Below are 20524 nucleotides of genomic sequence, written 5' to 3' on the forward strand. Positions count from 1 at the left end.
TACGGAGCATGCGCGCTAAAATTGCAGTGCCTTTAGGGAGACGCTATCATGGATAGAACAACCTTCACCTTCAAAGCATCTGACAAACCAATGACTATATTTGCCGGTGTGTCGCCGCGTGATCTGACGATCAAGAACGAAGGCGGTCACCCCATCGAATGCAGTTACTCGGGAAAGGTGCACATTATAAATTCAGGGAATTCGATCTATCTGGTGGAGCCCGGAACCATAACCCTCCGCGTGCCGGGCCCGGAGTCGACGTCCGAGCAGGCGACCGTGTCCGTACTGTCTTGTTGCCCGTCTAATCGGCCAGCCTGATCCAGACCTTGTTGTCGTGGAAGGCCGCCCCGCCGAACGGGGCGGCCGGGTCGGCGCCGGTCAGGACGTTGATGCCCTCGCCCTTCTCGAAGGCGGCGTTCGGTTGCAGGCCCTCGGTGACGAGCACGCCCGGCCGGACGCCGTCGAACAGCCGCGCCTTCAGGACCACGTCGCCGCGGCGGTTGCCGAGCCGCACGCGCGCGCCCTCGCCGATACCGAGCCGGGCCGCGTCGTCCGGGTGGATCATGACGGCCGGCTCGCCCTCGCGCTTCCGGCCCGTCGGGCTCTCGTTGAAGGTGGAGTTGAGGAAGCTGCGGGCCGGCGAGGTGGCGAGCCGGAAGGGATGCTCCGCGTCGGCGACCTCGATCGCGTTCCACTGGTCGGGCAGCGCGGGGAGATCGCGCCACGGACCCATCGGGCCGTCGTTCGGGGCCTTCACCTTCGGCCAGTCGGGCTTGAAGCGGAACTTGCCGTCCGGATACGCGAAGCCGCCGAGATAGTGGGCGGTCTCGAAGTCCGGCTGGCAGTCGATGAAGCGCGCGGCCTCGAGCTCCGCGAGCGTGCCGCGCCCGGAGCGGCGGAGCATCCAGTCGATGTGCTCGCGCGGGGTCATCGAGAAGCCGCGGTGGCGGAAGCCGAGCCGCCGGGCCAGTTCGACATGGACGGCATGGTTCTCGCGCGCCTCGCCGGGCGCCTCGACGAGCTTCGGGCCCAGGAGGATGTATTGGTGGCCGCCGCCCCGGTAGATGTCGTCGTGTTCCAGGAACATGGTCGCCGGCAGGACCACGTCGGCCATGCGCGCCGTCTCGGTCATGAACTGCTCGTGGACCGCCACGAACAGGTCCTCCCGGGCGAGCCCGCGCGCCACCAGCCGCTGGTCGGGCGCCACCGACGCCGGGTTGGTGTTCTGGATCAGCATGGCGGTGACCGGCGGTCCGTCCTTCAACGCCTCCCGGTCGCCGGTCAGCACCGCGCCGATGCGGGACTGGTCGAGCGCGCGGATCCGGTGGTCCTTCAGGTCGGCGCCTTCGATCAGCGTCTTGTCGAGGCCGTAGATGGCGCCGTTGTTGTGGAAGGCGCCGCCGCCCTCGTGTTGCCAGAGACCCGCGACCGTCGCGATCGAGGCGGCGGCATGCATCGCGACGGCGCCGTTGCGCTGCCGGGTGAAGCCGTAGCCGAGGCGCAGGAAGGTGCGCTTCGTCGTCCCGATCAGGCGCGCGAAGGTCTCGATCTCCTCGACCGAGAGGCCGGTGATCGCCGCGGCCCAGGCGGGCGAGCGGCTCTGCAGGTGCGCCTCCAATTCCTCGGGGGCGTCGGCATAGCGGGCCATGTAGGCGCGGTCCGCGTAGCCGTCGCGGAAGAGCACGTGCATGACCGCGCAGGCGAGTGCGGCGTCCGTGCCGGGCTTGAGGACCAGCGGCAGGTCGGCCTGCTCCATGGTCGCGTTGCGGTAGACGTCGACGACCGCGATCTTCGCCCCGCGCTCCTTCCGCGCCCGGGTCGCGTGGGTCATCACGTTGACCTGGGTGGCGACCGCGTTGGTGCCCCAGATCACGACGAAGTCGGACTTCGCCATCTCCCGCGGGTCGGGGCCGGCGAGCCGGCCCGTGCCGGCGATGTAGCCGGTCCAGGCCATGTTGGTGCAGATCGTGTCGAACTGGCCGGAATAGCGCCCCTCGTGCCGGAGCCGGTGGATGCCGTCGCGCTGCACGAGGCCCATGGTGCCGGCGTAGTAGTAGGGCCAGACGGCCTCGGTGCCGTGGGCGGCCGCGGCCTTCACGAAGGCCTCGGCGATGCGGTCGAGTGCCTCCTCCCAGCTCGCCTGCCGGAACTGGCCGGAGCCCTTCGGCCCCGTGCGGATCATCGGCGTGAGCAGCCGGTCCGGGTGGTGGAGACGCTCCGCATAGCGGGCGACCTTCGCGCAGATCACCCCCGCCGTGTAGTCCATGTCCTCCGAGCCGCGCACCCGCCCGATGGTGCGCTCGTCGAGGATCTCGACGTCGAGCGCGCAAGTGGACGGGCAGTCGTGCGGGCAGGCCGAGTGGCCGATTCGAACGGGCAGCGGACGGTTCATGGGCGACGGATCCGGATGAGTACGGACCGACCCTAGCAGACCCGCGGCCCGCTGCGGAGGCCCGCCTATTCGAAACCCGCCCTGCCCCGGCCGCTCTTGACGTCGGACCGGCGTTTCTTGGCGGCGATGCGGCGCTCCTTGGAGGCCCGGGTCGGCCGGGTCGGCCGGCGGGGCGGCGGCGGCGGCTCGGCGGCCTCGCGGACGAGGGCGACCAGCCGTTCGCGCGCGTCCTCGCGGTTGCGCTCCTGCAGGCGGAACCGGTCGGCGCGGATGACGAGCACGCCCTCCTGGGTGAGGCGCCGGCCCGCGAGGCGGGCGAGTCGGGTGCGCACCGGCTCGGGCAGGTTGGGCGAGTTGGCGACGTCGAATCGGAGCTCGACGGCGGTCGAGACCTTGTTGACGTTCTGCCCGCCCGGCCCGGAAGCGCGCATGAAGCTCTCCTCGAGCTCGCGCTCGTCGATGGCGATCAGCGGCGTGACTTCGATCCAGCGTCCGTCCGGCATGCGTCTCCTCGTGCGGCCGCTCGCGCCGACGCCGGCATGATGGCCCGAAGCCCGGGCCGATGATAGCCTCCCGGCCCGCCCCCACCCGGCCTGACAGCCCCTGGAGACTCGATGACCCCGTCCCGCGACATCGCCCGCCTGATCGAGATCATGGCCGCCCTGCGCGACCCGGCGACGGGCTGCCCCTGGGACGTGGAGCAGGACTTCCGCTCCATCGCGCCCTACACGATCGAGGAGGCCTACGAGGTCGCCGACGCGATCGAGCGGGACGACCCCGTCGATCTCTGCGAGGAACTGGGCGACCTGTTGCTGCAGGTGGTCTACCACGCCCGCATGGCCGAGGAGGCCGGCCTCTTCGCGTTCGGCGACGTGGTGGAGGCGATCACCCGCAAGATGATCCGGCGCCATCCGCACGTGTTCGGCGACGCCGAGGCGCGCTCGGCGCGCAGCGCCAAGGGACAGTGGGAGCGCATCAAGGCGGAGGAGAAGGCCGAGCGGGCCGCGTCGAAGGCCGCCCACGGCCTGCCCGCGCCGCCCGCCGGGCTGCTCGCCCAGGTGCCGACCGCGTTGCCGGCCCTCGAGCGCGCCGTCCGCCTGCAGGCGAAGGCCGGCACCGTCGGCTTCGACTGGAACGACCCCAAGGCCGTGCTCGCCAAGATCCGCGAGGAGCTCGACGAGATCGAGGCCGAGATCGACCGCGCGCCGCCCGATCCCGAAGCCCGGCGGGACGAACTCGGCGACGTGCTCTTCGCGGTCGCCAACCTGGCGCGCCACCTGGCGCTCGACCCGGAAGGAGCGCTCCGGCAGGCGAACGAGAAATTCCGCCGCCGCTTCGCCCATATCGAGCGCCGCCTCGCCGAGACGGGGCGCGCGCCCGCGCAAGCGAGTCTCGAGGAAATGGAGACGATCTGGCAGGAGGCGAAGACGGCCGCGCGGTGAGGCCCGCGGTCAGGCGGTCCCGCCCTGGATGCGGCGGGCGACCATCACCGACAGGGGCAGCGCCCCCAGGTAGCCGAGGATGCCCGCCGCCGGCACGGCCTTCATGGCCGCCCCTTCGAGACCGGGGGTGACGAGAACGGCGGTGACGGCCATTCCGGCGAGCGTCGTGCCGAGCATGATCCAGACGAGGATCGCGACCTTGAAGATGGCTCTGTCCATCCTCCGCGCCCGGCGAAAGGCCGGAGCGCGTCGGTACCCCTCGAACCGATCGAGCGGAGCCTCGTCCGCTGCCGAAGGGGAAGCCTTGATGGAGATCCAGCTGGTTCGGTTTATTTCACCTGATGCCTATGTTTGCGGCCGCCCAACCCACCGGGCCAGCGCGACGGCGAGCGGGAAGCCGATCAGGTAGGCGACGAAGGTGGCCGACCGGATGGCCTCCTGGTCGATGCGGTCGAGCGCGGGCGTGATCATGATCGCTGCGACGGACAGCCCGGCCATGGCGGTCCCGAGCAAGAGCCAAAGAATAATCGTGAAACGCGGCATCGGTACGATCCAGTGTTGAAGGGTGGGAAACCGCCCGTTCAAACGAACGTATATTCATTTATCTCTATCAATTGCATACAACATAATACTTACTCTCAAGTTCCGTCCATTTCAAGACTTTTTCCTCCCGCCCCGGCGATCGCCGGCAACCAGAAATCGGCCCGCCCGCCTGCGAAAAAGCGCGAGGTTCTTTTCGGGCACACGCGCGGTCAGCGCGACCCCCGCCTCTCCGTCCGTGCGGTCGAGCACCTCGGCCGAGCGGTAGAGCCAGGCGAGCAGCGCCCCGTCGGCGGGCGGCACGAGCAGCTGGAAAACGGCCCGGTCGCGATTGAGGCGCTTTTCGATGACGTCCAGAAGACGGTCGACGCCCTCGCCGGTGACGGCCGAGAGCGGCAGGCGCACCGGTCCGTCGCCCGCTTCCGCAGGCGTGTCCGCCAGCAGCCGCGCCCGGTGGTCGGGGTCCAGCAGGTCGATCTTGTTCAAGACCTCGATCATCCTCTGCGGGTCCCTCGGGTCCAGCCCGAGCACGCGGAGCACGTCCTCCACGTCGCGGGCCTGTGCCAGAGTGTCCTCGTGCGCGACGTCCCGTACATGCACGATCAGGTCAGCCTCGATCACTTCTTCGAGGGTCGCCCGGAACGCCGCCACCAGGTGCGTCGGCAGATCGGAGACGAAGCCGACCGTGTCCGACAGGATGATCTCGCCGCCGTGCGGCAGCCGAACGCGCCGAAGCGTGGGGTCGAGCGTGGCGAAGAGCAGGTTCTGGGCGAAGACGTCGCTGGCGGTCAGCCGGTTGAACAGGGTCGACTTGCCGGCATTCGTATAGCCGACGAGCGCAATAACCGGATGCGGCACCTTCTTGCGCGTCTTCCGGTGCAGCGCGCGCGTGCGGCTGACCGACTCCAGCTCCGTCTCGAGCTTGGCGATCCGTTCGGTGATGATCCGGCGGTCCGCCTCGATCTGGGTCTCGCCGGGCCCGCCCAGGAAGCCGAAGCCGCCGCGCTGGCGCTCGAGATGGGTCCAGGAGCGGACGAGGCGGCTCTTCTGGTAGTTGAGGTGGGCGAGTTCCACCTGCAGCCGGCCCTCGCGCGTCCGCGCCCGGGCCCCGAAGATCTCCAGAATCAGGCCCGTGCGGTCGAGCACCTTCGCGTTCCAGGCGCGTTCCAGGTTGCGTTGCTGGATCGGCGAGAGCGGATGGTCGACGACGACGAGCTTCGCCTCGTGCCCCTCGACCGCGGCCTTGATCTCCTCGACCTTGCCCTGCCCGAGGAGCGTCGCCGGCCGCAAGGCGGACAGACGCACCACGGGACTCTCGACCACGTCGAGGTCGATCGCCGCCGCTAGTCCCACCGCCTCCTGGCGTCGGGCCTCCGATGACCGCCGCGACCGCGACGTTTCGCCGCTCTCCGCGTCCCGCGCCTCGCGCTGATCCGTCCGGATCGGAACGACAACGATGGTCCGGGTTCGCGCCGCCGTCCGATCGACGCTCTTGCGCGCCGGCCGAGGGCTCGGCGGCACGCTTTCACCGTCGACAGGACCGTTTTTCGACGCGTCGCCGCCGCCCGCCCCTTGTCCGGAGCGACCGGTGCCCTTCCCTGATCCTCTCGACGTCAATCGCTCACCCGGTTTCCGGACTCGTCGGGTTCGAACAGCTGCAGGGGCGCCCCGGGCATCACCGTGGAGATCGCGTGCTTGTAGACGAGCTGGGAATGCCCGTCGCGCCGGAGCAGAACACAGAAGTTATCGAACCATGTGACGACACCCTGGAGTTTAACGCCGTTCACGAGGAAGATCGTGACGGGTGTCTTGTTCTTCCTCACATAGTTGAGGAACGTATCCTGGAGGTTCTGTGCGCGGTCCGCCATCTTTTTTTCGACCTTATATTCTGATGTATTCGTGGTCGCGAATGTAATTTACCGTCGCATCGAGCCGGCCTAGCCTTGAACGGCTGCCCAGATCGGGTTGCACGCTTTTCATATTAAGGGCAGGAAGCGCCATTCGTCCAGAACAAGTCGGACCGCAAGGTTTTTCGCGCCCGCGCGGTAAGGCATTCAGGCGCCGACGCTTTCGCGCCCGCTCCCGATCTCGGCGTGATCGTGGAAGATCTGCCGCAGGCGCGCGGCGACGGATCCGGGCGCTCCGTTGGCGACCGGCGCGCCGTCGATCCTGACGACCGGCATGACGATCTGGGTGGCCGCGGTCACGAAGGCCTCCCGCGCCGACAGCGCCTCCTCCACCGTGAACGGCCGCTCCTCGACCCGCAGCCCCTCCGCCGCCGCCGCGGCGAGCACGACGGTGCGCGTCACCCCGCGCAGGATCCGGCTGTCCGCCTGCCGCGTGACCAGGGCCCCGTCGGCCGTGACAATCCAGGCGTTGGTGGACCCGCCCTCGGTGACGAACCCGTCCTGGTCGACGAACCAGGCCTCCCGGGCCCCCGCCTCGCGCGCCTTCTGCTTGGCCAGCACGTTCGGGAGCAGTCCGATCGACTTGATGTCCGCCCGCGCCCAGCGGATCTCCGGCACGGTGACGACCGCGATGCCCTCCTCGGCAAGCTGCGCGCCCCGTGCCCGATCGAGCGACTTCGCCGTCACCACCAGCGCCGGCTTTACCGCCGGGACGGGGAAGAAGTGGTCGCGCCGCGCCACCCCCCGCGTCACCTGGGCGTACACGATCCCGTCGGTCACGCGGTTGCGCCGCACCACCTCGCGCAGCACCGTCCCGAGCGCTTTGCGCGACATCGGCATGGCGATCGCCAGTTCGCGCAGGGACCGCTCCAGCCGGTCGAGATGCAGCCGCTCGTCCACGAGCCGCCCGCCTCTGACCTCGCAGACCTCGTAGACGCCGTCGGCGAACTGGTAGCCACGGTCCTCGATGTGCACGCTGGCGTCGCGGTGCGGCACGTAGCGGCCGTTCACGTAGGCGATGCGGCTCATCAGTTGACCCCGAGCGATTTGAGCTTGCGGTGGAGCGCGGAGCGCTCCATGCCGACGAATTCGGCGGTGCGCGAGATGTTGCCGCCGAAGCGGTTGATCTGCGCCACGAGATACTCGCGCTCGAAGATCTCGCGGGCGTCGCGTAGCGGCAGCGACATCAGGTGCTCGCCGCCGGTGGAGTTCGGCAGCGCGGGCAGCATGGCGCCGATCTCGGAGGGCAGGAGGTCCGCCGTGATGACGGCCTCCGCGTCGCCGCGGGTCAGGATCAGCAGGCGCTCCACGTTGTTGCGGAGCTGCCGGATGTTGCCCGGCCAGTCGTGGGCCTGCAGGACCGCCATGGCGTCCTCGCCGATCCGCCGGACCGGCAGCCCGGAAGCGCGCGAGATATGCTCCATGAAGTGGGTCACCAGGGCCGGGATGTCGTCGCGCCGCTCGGCGAGCGCCGGGACGCGCAGCGGCACGACGGCGAGCCTGTGGAAGAGATCCTCGCGGAAGTGACCCTCCTGGATCTCCCGCGGCAGGTCGCGGGCGGTGGAGGAGAGGATCCGGACGTCGACCTGCACCTTGGTGGAGCCGCCCACCCGCGAGAAGGACTGTTCGACGAGCACCCGCAGGATCTTGTTCTGCGTCTCGCGCGGCATGTCCGCCACCTCGTCGAGGTAGAGGGTCCCGCCATGGGCCTCCTCGAGCGCCCCGACCTTGCGGCCCCTGCCCTCGCTCGGCTCGGTCCCGAACAGCTCGATTTCCATCCGCTCCGGCGTGATCGTGGCGGCGTTCACGGCCACGAAGGGACCGGCGGCGCGCAGCGAATTCTGGTGGATGAGGCGGGCGACCAGTTCCTTGCCGGCGCCCGACGGGCCGGAGATCATGATGCGGCTGTTGGTGGGGCCGACCCGCTCGATCTGCTGGCGGAGCTGGTTCATGATCGTCGAGCCGCCGACGAGCGCGGAGGTCTCGCCGGAACGGGCCCGGAGCTCCTTGTTCTCCCGGCGCAGCTTGGAGGCCTCGAGGGCGCGCTCGGCGACGAGCACCAGCCGGTCCGCCTTGAACGGCTTCTCGATGTAGTCGTAGGCCCCGCGCTTGATGGCCGAGACGGCCGTCTCGATGTTGCCGTGGCCGGAGATGACCACCACCGGCAGGTCCGGATGCTGCTCGCGGATGATGTCCAGGACCGCGAGGCCGTCCAGCTTCGATCCCATCAGCCAGATGTCGAGGAAGACCAGCGACGGCCGGCGCTTCTCGATGGCTGAGAGCGCCTCGTCGCTGTTGCCGGCGGTGCGTGTGCCGTGCCCCTCGTCCTCCAGGATGCCCGAAACGAGCTCCCGGATGTCGGCCTCGTCGTCGACGATGAGGATGTCGGATGCCATGTCGTCCGTTCCGTTCTCGGTTGTCGTCAGCCGGAGGCCGCTGCGGCCACCCCCGCGCCGGGCGCCGGCCCGCCGCGACGGCCGCCCGCCTCGCCGGGCGCGGAGTCCGTTGCCGTCTCGGAAACCGGCAGGACCAAGCGCATCATGGCGCCGTGCCCTCCGGTCGCCACGGCGGGGGCGTCGAGCAGCTCGATGCGTCCGCCGTGCTCTTCCAGGATCTTGCGCGTGATGGCGAGGCCGAGGCCCGTGCCCTTCTCGCGCGTCGTCACGTAGGGCTCGAGCAGTCGGTGCCGGTTCTCCCGCGGGAAGCCGATGCCGTTGTCGATCACGTCGATCACGATCTCCTCGCCCACCCGCCGGGCCTCGACCTCCACCCGCCCCTTCTCGGGCGGCCGCCCCTCGACCGGCTCGACCGCCGCGATCGCCTCGGCGGCGTTCTTAACGACGTTGGTGAAAACCTGGGAGAGCAGCCGGTGGTCGTAGCGGCCGATGATGGGCGCGTCGGGAAGGCGCGTCACGAACTCGATCTCGGGATTGCTCACGCCGATCAGGAAGACGGATTCGCGCAGCGACTCCAGGAGGTTGCCCTTCTCCTTCTGGGGCTTCGGCATGCGCGCGAAGGACGAGAACTCGTTGACCATCCGCTCGATGTCGCCGACCTGCCGGATGATCGTGTCGACGCACTGGTCGAAGACCTGCCGGTCGTCCTCCACCTTCTTGGCGTAGCGCCGCCGGATGCGCTCGGCGGAGAGCTGGATCGGCGTCAGCGGGTTCTTGATCTCGTGCGCGATGCGGCGGGCGACGTCGGCCCAGGCGGAGGAGCGCTGGGCGCTGACCAGGTCCGTGATGTCGTCGAGGGTCACGACGAAACCCTCCGAGGAGGAGGATTCGGTCGTGAAGCGGACGATGATCGTCCGCTCCTGGCCGGCCCGCCGGAGCGTCACCTGCATCTGCTTCGGCCGCTGCGGGTTGTCGGTCACCGCCTCGGCCATGGCGGCGGCGAGTTCGGGCGCGGCCTCATCGAGCGGCTTGCCCAGGATGTTCGCCTCCGCGGTGTCGAGAAGGGCGAGCGCCGACCGGTTGGCGAGGGTCACCCGCCGTTCCCCGTCGATGCCGAGCACACCCGCCGTGACGCCGGCCAGCACCGCCTCGGTGAAGCGCCGGCGGCGGTCGATCTGGTCCTTGGCGGCGATCAGTTCGGCGCGCTGTGAGCGGAGCTCCGCCGTCATGGTGTTGAAGGTCTCGCCGAGATGGGCGAGGTCGCCCTCCTTCTTGCGCACCGGCACCTGTACGCCGAGCTGGCCGCGCGAGACGTAGTCGGCGGCGAGGATCAGCCGGCGGATCGGCGCCACCAGCCGATTGGCGAAGCCGATGGCGGCCCAGATGGCGGCGAGCAGCAGGATCAGGGTGACGCCCACGAAGATCAGCGCGAAGGCGATCTGGGCGCCGTAACGGCTCTTCTCCAGCTGGCTGTAGTCCGCGGCGGCGTCGGTGGCGAGCCGCACCTGGTCGAGCACCTCCCCGTCGAGCGGGCGCGTCGCGTACAGGAAGGTGTCCTCGAACTCGTCGAGCTTCAGCACCGTGCCGACCTGGTTGGTCTGGCCCGGCACGATGACGACCGGCCCGTCCTCCTCCGCCCGCTTGAAGGTCTCGGCGGGCGGCATCAGGATCTTCTCCCAGGTCGCGTCCAGCTTGATGCTGGTGACGACCGAGCCGTCGGACTTGAGCAGGAAGGCGGCCGGGATCTGCCGGAGCGCCGCCTGCTGCTGGAAGAAGTTGTCGAACCGGGTCGGCTCGTAGTCGTAGAGCGAGCGCGCCCGGTCGATCTCGGCGCCGAGGGCGAGCGTGTCGCCGCGCAGCGCCCGCGCATGCTCCTGCATGTAGGCGTTGCCGACCTGCGCGGCGTTCTCCACGATGGTGCGCGTCCGGACCTCGAACCAGCGGTCCAGCCCCTGGTCGAGCGTGATGGAGGCGAGCACCGCGACCAGGACTGCCGGCGCGGCCGCGATCAGGCTGAAGAGGCCGATCACCCGCCAGTGCAGCCGCGCCCCCGCCCGCCCGTCGCGCCAGGCGACGTAGAGGCCGACCAACTCCCACAGGATCAGTCCGGCGAGCGCGATCAGGAGCCCGCCGTTGATCGACATCGCCGTCTCGACCACGCGGTCGGTCGGCGTGACGGGGGTCAGGTCCGTGAGGATCAGGAAGGACGTGATCACCGACAGGAGCGACAGGACCACGAGGACCAGGCCGACGAGCCGAACCCGCTTGTTCCGCTCGCCGATCGGCGCGGAGACGTGCTTGGGGATCGTGAGGATCTCTTCGGTCTGACTCATGCGGCGCGCGCGACTCCCCCTTCGGCGGGCGAATCCTTCGGCCGGAATTGTTGCCGAAATGCGGCACTGTGGCGAGCGGAACACAGAAGCCCGGCGCGACGCCTCGCCCGACCGCCGTCGCGGGTCGTCAGAACCCCCCTGGCATTCCGCTGCGGTCTCCGCGGCATACCGTATATCCTCGTACAGAAGGTGCGTGCTAGCCTCGCGGTTCCTCCCGCCCCCGGATCCCCCGATGAACCGCACAGCACCGCGCCTGCCCGAGGACAGCTTCGCCGATCTCTTCACGCCGAAGCTGATCACCACCCTGCGGGAAGGCTACGACGTCGGGCGGCTCGTCTCCGACGTGATCGCCGGGCTGACGGTGGCGATCGTCGCGCTGCCGCTCGCCATGGGCATCGCCATCGCGTCCGGCACCACGCCCGACAAGGGGCTCTTCACCGCCGTCGTCGCCGGCTTCATCATCTCCGCGCTCGGCGGCAGCCGCTTCCAGATCGGCGGGCCGACGGCGGCCTTCATCGTCGTCGTCTACCGGACGATCGAGACGCAGGGCTACGACGGCCTGGTGCTCGCGACCTTCCTGGCCGGCCTGATCCTGGTGGCGGTCGGCTACCTGAAGCTCGGTACCTATATCAAGTACATCCCCTACCCGGTCACGATCGGCTTCACGGCCGGCATCGGCATCACGATCTTCGTCAGCCAGGTCGCCGACCTCCTGGGCCTCTCGGCCGGCAAGCTGCCGGGCGAGTTCGTCGCCAAGGTCGAGGCGCTCTGGCACGCTCTGCCGACCCTGAACGCGTCCGCCGTGGCGCTCTCCGCGCTCTCGCTGGCCGTCATCCTGGGCTTGCGGCGCACGCGCCCGAAGTGGCCGGGCTTCCTGATCGCGGTCGTGCTGGCCTCCGTGGTGACGGCGCTGTTCCAGCTCGACGCGGTGACCATCGGCTCGAAGTACGGCGAGATCCCGCGCATGCCGCCGTCGCCGGAACTGCCGGCCCTCTCCTTCGCCAAGATCAAGGCCGTCCTGCCCGACGCGATCACGATCGCGGTGCTGGCCGGCATCGAGTCCCTCCTCTCGGCCGTGGTCGCCGACGGCATGACCGGCCGCCGCCATCGCTCCAACTGCGAGCTCGTCGCCCAGGGCTTCGCCAACGTCGCCTCCGCGCTCTTCGGCGGCCTGCCGGCGACGGGCGCCATCGCGCGCACGGCGACCAACATCCGCTCCGGCTCCACCGGCCCGGTCTCGGGCGTGCTGCACGCGGTCTTCCTGCTGGTCTTCATGCTGGTCGCTGCGCCGCTCGCCTCCTACGTGCCGCTTGCCGTCCTCGCCGCCATCCTGGCGATCGTCGCCTGGAACATGGCGGAGGTGCATGTGGTCGGCCGACTCCTGGTCAACTCCGGCTGGGGCGACCGGACCGTCCTCCTCTCCACCATGCTGCTGACCGTCTTCTACGACCTGACGGTCGGCATCGAGGTCGGCGTCGTGCTGGCCGCCATGCTGTTCATGCACCACATGGCCGAGGCCGTGCAGGTCGAGGCGCACGGCAACGTCGACCTTATCGACCGCGACCGGGCCGACGATCCCGAGCGGACGCCCTACGACCCGAGCCAGCAGATCCGCGATGACGTGGTGGTCTACCGCATCAACGGCCCCTTCTTCTTCGGCGCCGCCAACCAGCTCACCACGACCCTCTCGCGCATCGGCACGCGGCCCAAGCGGCTGGTGCTCGACTTCGCAGGCGTGCCGCTCGTCGATTCCACCGGCGCGGCAACGCTGCGCGGCGTCGTCGCCGACATGCACAAGCGCGGCGCCGACGTGGTGCTCGCGGGCATGTCGCGCCCGGTCCGCCGCTCGCTGGTCCGCTTCGGCATCCACCGCCCGCACGTGAGCGTGCTGACCGCTCCCTCCGTCGCCGCGGCGCTCGAACGGATCGACCACGAGCCGCTGGCGGCCGAGTGAGCCTCAGCGGGCGGCCGCCGGCAGGGGCAGTCCGCCGCCGCTCTTCAGGGTCTCGATAACGATCCGCGAGGTGACGTGCGCCACGCTCTCCTGCGCGAGCAGCACGGCGTTGACGAAGCGCGCGAAGGCGGCGAGGTCGGCGACCGCGATCTTGATCAGGTAGTCCATGTCCCCGGTCAGCGCATGCGCCTCCAGGACCTCGCCGCAGTCGGCGATCAGGTCGCGGAAGCGCCGGGCGTTCGCCTCCGAATGGCGGGCGAGCTGCACGTTGACGAAGGCCGTGACGCCGAGCCCCAGCGCGGTGCCGTCGAGCTCGGCCCGGTAGCGGCGGATGACGCCCGCCTCCTCCAGCCTCTGCCGCCGGCGCGAGCATTGCGAGGCGGACAGGTGGACCCGCTCGGCGAGGTCCTGGTTGGTCAGCCGCCCGTCCTCCTGCAGAGCCGCGAGGAGGCGGAGGTCGTACCCGTCGATGGCGACGGCATCCTGCATGGAAAACCCTCTTCGTGCATGGTTCGTGCGAAACTTAATCGGTTAGCGACTAGAATGCACGCCTCTTGCGAGCCCTTCTTGCGATGATGGCGCATCATCGTTTCGAGGAGGAAACGCCGTGGGTCCCTTTCCGCATGACGCCCCCGCCGCCGTGATCGACGAAGCCAACCCGATGGGCACGGACGGCTTCGAGTTCATCGAGTTCGCCCATCCGGACCCGGAGGCGCTCGGCCGGCTCTTCGCCACCATGGGCTTCGAGGCCGTCGCGCGGCACCGGTCCAAGGCTGTGACCCTCTGGCGCCAGGGCGACGTCAACTACGTCATCAACGCCGAGCCGCAGAGCTTCGCCGCCGGCTTCGCCCGCCGCCACGGCCCCTGCGTCTGCGCCATGGGCTTCCGGGTGGTGAACGCGCTCTATGCCTACCAGCGCGCCATCGCGCTCGGCGCCAAGCCGGTCGAGAGCGTCGTAGGCCCCGACGAGCTGCGCATCCCGGCGATCGAGGGGATCGGCGGCTCGCTCATCTATTTCGTCGACCGCTACGGCGACAAGGGCTCGATCTGGGACGTGGACTTCGTCTGGACCGGCGAGCGCGACCCGAAGCCCGAGGGCGTCGGCCTCCACTACCTCGATCACCTGACCCACAACGTCCATCGCGGCCGGATGGACTACTGGTCCGACTGGTACACCCGGCTCTTCAATTTCCGCGAGATCCGCTACTTCGACATCGAGGGCAAGCTGACGGGCCTCACCAGCCGCGCCATGACGAGCCCCTGCGGCAAGATCCGCATCCCGATCAACCAGTCCGCCGACGACCGCAGCCAGATCGAGGAATACCTGCGCGCCTACAACGGCGAGGGCATCCAGCACATCGCCTGCGGGGCCCGCGACATCTACGCCGCCGTGGAAGGCCTGCGCGCCCGCGGCCTGCCCTTCATGCCGGCCCCGCCGGCCACCTACTACGAGCGCGTCGACACCCGCCTGCCCGGCCACGGCGAGCCGCTCGACCGCCTGGAGGCGAACGGGATCCTGATCGACGGCGAAGGCGTCGTCGACGGCGGCACCACCAAGGTGCTGCTGCAGATCTTCTCCGGCACCGTGGTCGGCCCGATCTTCTTCGAGTTCATCGAGCGCAAGGGCGACGACGGCTTCGGCGAGGGCAACTTCCGCGCCCTCTTCGAGTCCATCGAAGAGGATCAGATCCGCCGCGGCGTCCTCTCCGCGGCCGAGTAGGGTGCACCCGGGCGCCCGCGGAAGAGCGGGCGCCCCTTCAGTTCGCGCCCGCCTTCATGGCGGCGGCGAACTCGGCCACGACCGCATTCTCCTCCTTGATCATGTCGGCAAAGCCCGCCGGCGTGGCCCCGACGTGGCGAGCAGCGTCACGACGGCCGGATCCTTCAGGGCGTCGTCGACGGCCTGGTTCCCCGTCGCGACGAGGTCCGGGGCCATCCCGGCGGGCCCGAACAGGCCCACCAGATCTGCGCCACGGTGCCGTCGTGGGAAAGCCTCCCCACGAGTGTCACCCCGGCCATCGAGCCGGGGCCTATGGGCCGCCCGGCGCGGCACGTGCGTCGCCCACAAGCGGCGCGAGGGCAACACCTGATCAGCCCGAGACCGTCTCCGGGCCGGCCGAGACGGGGATCGGGTTCGGCGCCGCGAAATGGCAGGCCGCCGCATGGCCCTCCGTCCCGACGGGCGCGAGCGGGGGCGGCACCGTGCGGCAGATCTCCTGCACGATCGGGCAGCGGCTCGCGAAGGAGCAGCCGACACGGACCTCGGTCGGAGACGGCACGTCGCCGCCGAGCACGATGCGCCGCGACCGCCGGTCCGGGTCCGGCTCGGGTGCGGCGGAGAGGAGCGCCTGCGTGTAGGGATGGTGCGGCGTCCGGTAGACCGCCCGCTTCGGTCCGATCTCGACGATGCGGCCGAGATACATGACGGCGACCCGCGTGGCGATGTGGCGGACGACCGCGAGGTCGTGGGCGATGAACAGGTAGGAGAGCCCGCGCTGCGCCTGCAGGTCCTGCATCAGGTTGATGATCTGCGCCTGCACCGAGACGTCGAGCGCCGACACCGGCTCGTCGGCGACGATGAAGGCGGGGTCGACCGCGATCGCCCGCGCGATGCCGATCCGCTGCCGCTGCCCGCCGGAGAACTGGCGCGGATAGCGGTCCATGGTCGACGGGCTGAGCCCCACCTGGACGAGCAGTTCCGCCACCCGCTCGCGCCGGGCCCGCCGGCCGCGCACCAGCCCGAAGGCGTCGAGCGGCTCGGCCACGATGTCGGCCACGCTGCGCCGGGGGCTGAGCGAGCCGTAGGGGTCCTGGAAGATCATCTGGAGCCGCTGCCGCAGCTGGCGCAGGCTCCCCGCCCCGAGGCCGGTGATGTCCCGCCCCTCGAAGCGCACCGCCCCCGCCGAGGGCTCGATCAGGCGCAGGATCAGCCGCCCGAGCGTGGACTTTCCGCAGCCCGACTCGCCCACGAGCGCGAGCGTCTCGCCCGGCGCGATGTCGAACGAAACCCCGTCGACCGCCCGCACCGGCTTCGGCCGTGGCCCGAGATGGAGCCCGCCGCCGGCTTCGAACACCTTGGCGAGGTCGCGCACTTCGAGCAGCGGCGCGCTCACTGGGCCGCTCCCGCCACGGCCGGCGCCGCCTCGGCCTCCGCGGCGACCCAGCAGGCCGCCCCGTGGTCCGGCCCGAACGCGAAGGTCGGCGGCTGGTCGACGGCGCAGCGCTCGCGGCGCACGGGGCATCGCGCGAAGAAGGCGCAGCCCGCCTTGACCGACCCGGCCGTCGGCACGCCCCCGGGGATCTGGTAGAGCCGCTCCCGATCGTCGTCGAGCCGCGGGATCGATTGCAGGAGGGCCCGCGTGTAGGGGTGACGCGGTGCGCGGAAGATGTCGCGCACCGCCCCGGTCTCCACCACCCGCCCGGCATACATGACGATCACCCGCTCGCAGGCGTCGGCGATCACCCCGAGGTCGTGCGAGATGAGCAGCACCGCGGTCCCGAGCCGCCGGCGGATGTCGGCGATCAGGGCCAGCACCTGGGCCTGGATGGTCACGTCGAGCGCCGTCGTCGGTTCGTCGGCGATGAGAAGCCGCGGATTGCAGGCGACCGCCATGGCGATCATCACCCGCTGGCGCATGCCGCCGGAGAACTGGTGCGGATAGGCGTCGACCCGTCCCGCCGGATCGGGAATGCCGACGAGCTTCAGGAGCTCCAACACCCGCCGCCGGCGCGCCTCGCGCGGCATGCGCTCGTGCAGCAGGATGGCCTCGCCGATCTGGTCGCCGATGGTCATCACCGGGTTGAGCGAGCTCATCGGCTCCTGGAAGATCATGGCGATCTCGCGCCCCCGGATCTCCGGCATGCGGGCGCGCGGCAGGGTCAGGAGGTCCGTCCCGTCGAAGAGGATGCGCCCCGAGGCGATCCGGCCCGGCGGCTCCGGGATCAGCCGCAGGATCGAGAGCGAGGTCATCGACTTGCCCGACCCGGACTCGCCCACGATCCCCACAGACCGCCCGGCCCCGATCTCGAAACTCACCGCGTCGACGACCCTGATCGGCGTCGCCGACCCGAACTCGACCGACAGGTTCTCGACCTTCAGGAGGGCTTCGCTCATGCGGCGGTGTCCGGGTCCAGGACGTCGCGCATGGCGTCGCCGAAGAGGTTGAAGGCGAGCACCACCAGCGTGATGGCGAGGCCCGCGCCGATCACCGGCCACGGCGAGCCGAACATGTTGTTGAGCCCGTCCCGGATGATGTTGCCCCAGCTCGGATGCGGCTGCTGGGTGCCGAGCCCGAGGAAGCTCAGCGACGCCTCGAGCCGGATCGCGGAGGCCGTCCAGAGCGTCATCAGGACGACGATGGGCGCCGCGATGTTCGGGATGACGTGGCGCAGGATGATCACCGGCGTCGTCACCCCGACCGCGATCGCCGCCTCCACGTAGGGCTCCTGCCGGACCGCCATGGTCTGCGCCCGCGCGACCCGGGCGAAGCCCGGCACGAAGGCCGCCGCCAGCACAACGACGATGTTCCAGAACCCCCCGCCGAGCGCCGCCGCGATGATGATGGCGAGCAGGAGCTCCGGGAAGGAGATCAGGAGGTCGACGAGGCGCGAGACGATCCGGTCGGTCCAGCCGCCGAAATAGCCCGCCACGACTCCGACGGCCGTCCCCACGATCGCGGCGATGAGCGGCGCCAGCACGCCGATGACCAGCGAATTGCGCGAGCCGTGGATCATGCGGGAGAGGACGTCGCGGCCGAACTGGTCGGTGCCGAGCCAGTTCGCCGCCGAGGGGGGCCGGTTGATCTTGACGTAGCTCTGCGCGAGCGGGTCATAGGGCGCGATCAAGGGCGCCAGGATCGCCACGGCGACGAAGAGCATGATGATCACGAAGGCCACGATCGTCGCCGGACGGCCGAAGAGCGCGAGCTTCAGCAGGTCGAACCGCCCCGGCTCGGGCGCGATCAGGTCGGGAGCCTCGGTCGCGACGGCCATCAGCGCACCCGGATTCGCGGGTCGACCACGATGTAGAGGAGGTCGATCGCCAGGTTGACGACCACCACGCACAGCGCGAACACGATGATACCGCCCTGGATCACCGCGTAGTCCCGCTCCGCGATGGCGCCGATCAGGAGCGTGCCGAGCCCCGGCCGATTGAACACCAGCTCGACCGCGACCGACCCCGACAGGGTGGCGAGCAGGCTGATGCCGAGCCCGGTGGTGAGCGGCAGGAGCGCGTTGCGCAGCGCGTGCCGGTAGATCACCCGCGGCTCGCGGGCGCCCTTGGCCCGGGCGGTGCGCACATAGTCCTTGCCGAACACCTCGAGAAGCGACGTCCGCGTGAGCTTGCTCATGAAAGCCGACTTCAGGAACGCGAGCGTCAGGGCCGGCAGGACGATGTGGTACATCCGGTTGCCGAAGTCGGTGCCGCCGCCGTTGATCGGAAACCAGCCGAGGTTGAGCGAGAAGACGATGAGCAGCACGGCGCCGAGATAGAAATCCGGCACCGCGTAGCCGATCAGCGAATAGAGGCGCACCCCGGAATCCGCCAGGCCGTTGCGGTGGGTCGCCGCCAGCACCCCGAGCGGGATCCCGGCGAGGAGGCCCATGAGCGTCGCCACGAGGGTGAGCTCGACCGTGTAGGGCAGGTTGTGGGCGATCAGCTCGACAACAGGCCGATTGTGGATCAGCGACTTGCCGAGATCGAGCGAGAGGACGCCCTTCAGGAAGTTCAGGTACTGCTGCCAGAGCGGCACGTTGAGCCCGAACTTCTCCCGATAGGCGGCGAGCTGGTCGGGCAGCGCGTTGTCGCCGAGGGCCGCGAGCGCGGGATCCCCCGGCAGGATGCGCATGGCGACGAAGACCAGCGTGAGGACGAGGAAGACCGTCGGCACGGCATCGACGAGACGCCAGAACAGATAGCGGGCCATGCCGAGGGTCCCCTCCCGTCCGCTCAGGCGGTCTTCGTGGCGCGGTGGAAGCGCCAGCGCGCGTAGCCGCCCTTGACCGGGTAGCCGAGCTCGACGTTCGCCCGCCGCGCCACCGTGAAGGAGAGCGTCGACAGGCCGATCAGCGGCAGGTCGCGCAGGACCTGGAGCTCGATCTGCCGGCAGAGCGCGTCGTATTCCTTGAAGCTCGTCGCCGCGAGCGCCTTGTCCAGCAGGCCGTCGATGCCCGGCATGACCACGCCGTAGTGGCTGTAGTTGCCGCCGCCGTTGCCGTCCGACTTCACCTCCGAGGCCGCCGCCAGCTGCTGGAAATAGAGCTGGGTCGGGATCGGCGGATAGCTCGAGGAATGCATCGCCAGCGTGTTCTTGTCCGACCGGTTGTCGGCATGGTAGGCGGTGTGGTCGCCGATTTTCAGGTCCATGTTGAAGCCGGCAAGCCGGAGCTGCTCCTGCACGATGAGCATCGTCGAGGCGTAGTCCTCGCGCTTGGAGCAGAGCGCCGTGAAGCTGATCCCGTTCGGGAAGCCCGCCTCGGCCAGGAGCGCCTTCGCCTTCTTCGGATCGTAGGGGTAGCGCAGCTCCTCGGGCAGTTGCTCGGCCGTGAAGCCGCCGGGGAAGTTGGCGGGCTGCAGATTGGCGAGCACGCCGCCCATCGGGGCGAGCGCCTCGGCGACGGCCTTGCGGTCGATCGCGTGGATGAGCGCCTGCCGGACCTTGAGCTTGTCGAAGGGCGGGCGGGTCAGGTTGACGTGAAGCGTGTTGAACGAGCCGGGCGCGGTCATGTCCATCTTCAACGTCGGGTCGCGCTGCAGCATGGACTGCACCCAGCCGGGCGCCCGCACGGCTTCCATCATGTCGATCTTGCCGGACAGCAGCGCCAGCGTGCGCGCGGTCGTGTCGGCGATGTAGAGGCACTCCACGTTGGCGATCTTGGCCTTCGGGCCCCAGTAGCCGTCGTGCCGCTTCAGGTAGACGCCGCCGTTGGGGTCGAACTTGACGAGCTCGTAGGGGCCCGTGCCGACGGCGTCGGTCGCGAAGGCCTCGCCCATCTTCTCGGCCGCCTTGCGGGAGACGATCGACGTGTTGTTGAAGAAGACCGTGGTGCCGAGGAAGTTGGCGTCCGGGCTCTTCAGCCGGATGGTGACCTGATAGGGGCCGTCCGCGGCGATGCTCTCCACGTTCGCCAGGATGGTGGTGTTCGTCCCGGTCTTCTTGGCGCGCTCGTAGGAGTAGACGACGTCGTCGGACGTCATCTCGCCGTAGCCCTTGTGGAACTGGACGCCCTCGCGCAGCTTGAAGCGCCAGACCTTGGCGTCCTCGGAGACTTCCCACTTGGTCGCGAGCGTCGGCAGGTACTCCTCGGGCTTCAGCGCGAAGGTGCCGTCCTCGGGCCGGACGAGCTGCTCGTAGATCTGCTCCGTCGCCCAGTTGTCCGAACCCTGCGTGGTCAGGTTCGGGTCCGAGTGGCGCGGCTTGCCCGCCGCGATGCCGATGCGGATGACGTCCTTCTCCTGCGCCTCGGCGGGCCCCAGCCCGGCCGCGCCGGCGGCTGCGGCGGCCGCGCCGAGTTTCATCACGCTGCGGCGGTCCAGTCTCATCATCGCGGCTTCCTCCC

General features: G+C 69.7%; 18 protein-coding genes. 3 read left to right on the plus strand and 15 right to left on the minus strand.

Translation table 11 applies throughout. The features are described from left to right. Positions 1-301: 301 nt before the first annotated feature. Together WBG79_RS14005 and arfB are read right to left on the minus strand one after the other, a co-directional pair. The gene (locus tag WBG79_RS14005; protein ID WP_337357717.1) at positions 302-2392 is read right to left on the minus strand and encodes a molybdopterin-containing oxidoreductase family protein; all 2091 of its coding nucleotides are present in this window, start codon (positions 2390-2392) and stop codon (positions 302-304) included. A 65-nt stretch (positions 2393-2457) separates the two neighbouring features. Next, the gene (gene arfB / locus WBG79_RS14010; RefSeq protein ID WP_337357718.1) at positions 2458-2895 is read right to left on the minus strand and encodes an alternative ribosome rescue aminoacyl-tRNA hydrolase ArfB; all 438 of its coding nucleotides are present in this window, start codon (positions 2893-2895) and stop codon (positions 2458-2460) included. A 111-nt stretch (positions 2896-3006) separates the two neighbouring features. On the opposite strand from arfB, the gene mazG reads away from it, so the two are divergent. Next, positions 3007-3834: a nucleoside triphosphate pyrophosphohydrolase gene (mazG, locus tag WBG79_RS14015; RefSeq protein ID WP_337357719.1), complete on the plus strand. Its 828-nt coding sequence runs from the start codon at positions 3007-3009 to the stop codon at positions 3832-3834. A gap of 9 nt (positions 3835-3843) precedes the next feature. On the opposite strand, the gene WBG79_RS14020 is transcribed toward mazG, so the two are convergent. The 7 genes from WBG79_RS14020 to WBG79_RS14050 all read right to left on the minus strand — a co-directional run bounded on the left by WBG79_RS14020 (position 3844) and on the right by WBG79_RS14050 (position 11010). Then, on the minus strand, positions 3844-4053 hold the full coding sequence (locus WBG79_RS14020; RefSeq protein WP_337357720.1) for a hypothetical protein: 210 nt from the start codon (positions 4051-4053) through the stop codon (positions 3844-3846). A gap of 126 nt (positions 4054-4179) precedes the next feature. Continuing rightward, entirely contained in the window at positions 4180-4377 is a 198-nt protein-coding gene (locus WBG79_RS14025) for a hypothetical protein (RefSeq protein ID WP_337357721.1), read from the minus strand. Between the two features lie 111 nt (positions 4378-4488). Further along, positions 4489-5895 (minus strand): GTPase HflX, encoded by a 1407-nt coding sequence (hflX, locus tag WBG79_RS14030; RefSeq protein WP_443147434.1) that lies wholly within the window; start codon positions 5893-5895, stop codon positions 4489-4491. Positions 5896-5987: 92 nt separating this feature from the next. Next, positions 5988-6242 (minus strand): RNA chaperone Hfq, encoded by a 255-nt coding sequence (gene hfq, locus WBG79_RS14035; RefSeq protein ID WP_337357722.1) that lies wholly within the window; start codon positions 6240-6242, stop codon positions 5988-5990. Between the two features lie 186 nt (positions 6243-6428). Further along, positions 6429-7310, minus strand: a complete 882-nt coding sequence (locus WBG79_RS14040; protein WP_337357723.1) for a D-amino-acid transaminase — start codon at positions 7308-7310, stop codon at positions 6429-6431. Next, the gene (ntrX, locus tag WBG79_RS14045) at positions 7310-8677 is read right to left on the minus strand and encodes a nitrogen assimilation response regulator NtrX (protein WP_337357724.1); all 1368 of its coding nucleotides are present in this window, start codon (positions 8675-8677) and stop codon (positions 7310-7312) included. The genes WBG79_RS14040 and ntrX overlap by 1 nt, the downstream gene beginning before the upstream one ends. A gap of 26 nt (positions 8678-8703) precedes the next feature. Further along, positions 8704-11010: a sensor histidine kinase NtrY-like gene (locus WBG79_RS14050; RefSeq protein ID WP_337357725.1), complete on the minus strand. Its 2307-nt coding sequence runs from the start codon at positions 11008-11010 to the stop codon at positions 8704-8706. Positions 11011-11242: 232 nt separating this feature from the next. On the opposite strand from WBG79_RS14050, the gene WBG79_RS14055 reads away from it, so the two are divergent. Then, entirely contained in the window at positions 11243-12964 is a 1722-nt protein-coding gene (locus tag WBG79_RS14055) for a SulP family inorganic anion transporter (RefSeq protein WP_337357726.1), read from the plus strand. 3 nt (positions 12965-12967) lie between these two features. On the opposite strand, the gene WBG79_RS14060 is transcribed toward WBG79_RS14055, so the two are convergent. Next, the gene (locus WBG79_RS14060; RefSeq protein ID WP_337357727.1) at positions 12968-13453 is read right to left on the minus strand and encodes an Lrp/AsnC family transcriptional regulator; all 486 of its coding nucleotides are present in this window, start codon (positions 13451-13453) and stop codon (positions 12968-12970) included. A gap of 118 nt (positions 13454-13571) precedes the next feature. On the opposite strand from WBG79_RS14060, the gene hppD reads away from it, so the two are divergent. Then, a complete protein-coding gene (gene hppD / locus WBG79_RS14065; RefSeq protein ID WP_337357728.1) occupies positions 13572-14684 on the plus strand; it encodes a 4-hydroxyphenylpyruvate dioxygenase in 1113 nt (370 codons plus the stop codon). 370 nt (positions 14685-15054) lie between these two features. On the opposite strand, the gene WBG79_RS14070 is transcribed toward hppD, so the two are convergent. From WBG79_RS14070 to WBG79_RS14090, 5 genes are read right to left on the minus strand one after another with little or no spacing between them, the layout of a single operon-like run. Further along, a complete protein-coding gene (locus tag WBG79_RS14070; RefSeq protein WP_337357729.1) occupies positions 15055-16077 on the minus strand; it encodes an ABC transporter ATP-binding protein in 1023 nt (340 codons plus the stop codon). Continuing rightward, positions 16074-17078: an ABC transporter ATP-binding protein gene (locus tag WBG79_RS14075; protein ID WP_337357730.1), complete on the minus strand. Its 1005-nt coding sequence runs from the start codon at positions 17076-17078 to the stop codon at positions 16074-16076. The genes WBG79_RS14070 and WBG79_RS14075 overlap by 4 nt, the downstream gene beginning before the upstream one ends. Beyond that, a complete protein-coding gene (locus WBG79_RS14080) occupies positions 17075-17956 on the minus strand; it encodes an ABC transporter permease (protein WP_337357731.1) in 882 nt (293 codons plus the stop codon). Before WBG79_RS14080 ends, WBG79_RS14075 begins: the two co-directional genes overlap by 4 nt. Next, on the minus strand, positions 17956-18891 hold the full coding sequence (locus tag WBG79_RS14085; protein ID WP_337357732.1) for an ABC transporter permease: 936 nt from the start codon (positions 18889-18891) through the stop codon (positions 17956-17958). The genes WBG79_RS14080 and WBG79_RS14085 overlap by 1 nt, the downstream gene beginning before the upstream one ends. Before the next feature lie 23 nt (positions 18892-18914). After that, entirely contained in the window at positions 18915-20510 is a 1596-nt protein-coding gene (locus WBG79_RS14090; protein ID WP_337357733.1) for an ABC transporter substrate-binding protein, read from the minus strand. Positions 20511-20524: the final 14 nt, after the last annotated feature.

The organism is Prosthecomicrobium sp. N25, from assembly GCF_037203705.1.
Classification (GTDB): Bacteria; Pseudomonadota; Alphaproteobacteria; order Rhizobiales; family Ancalomicrobiaceae; genus Prosthecodimorpha.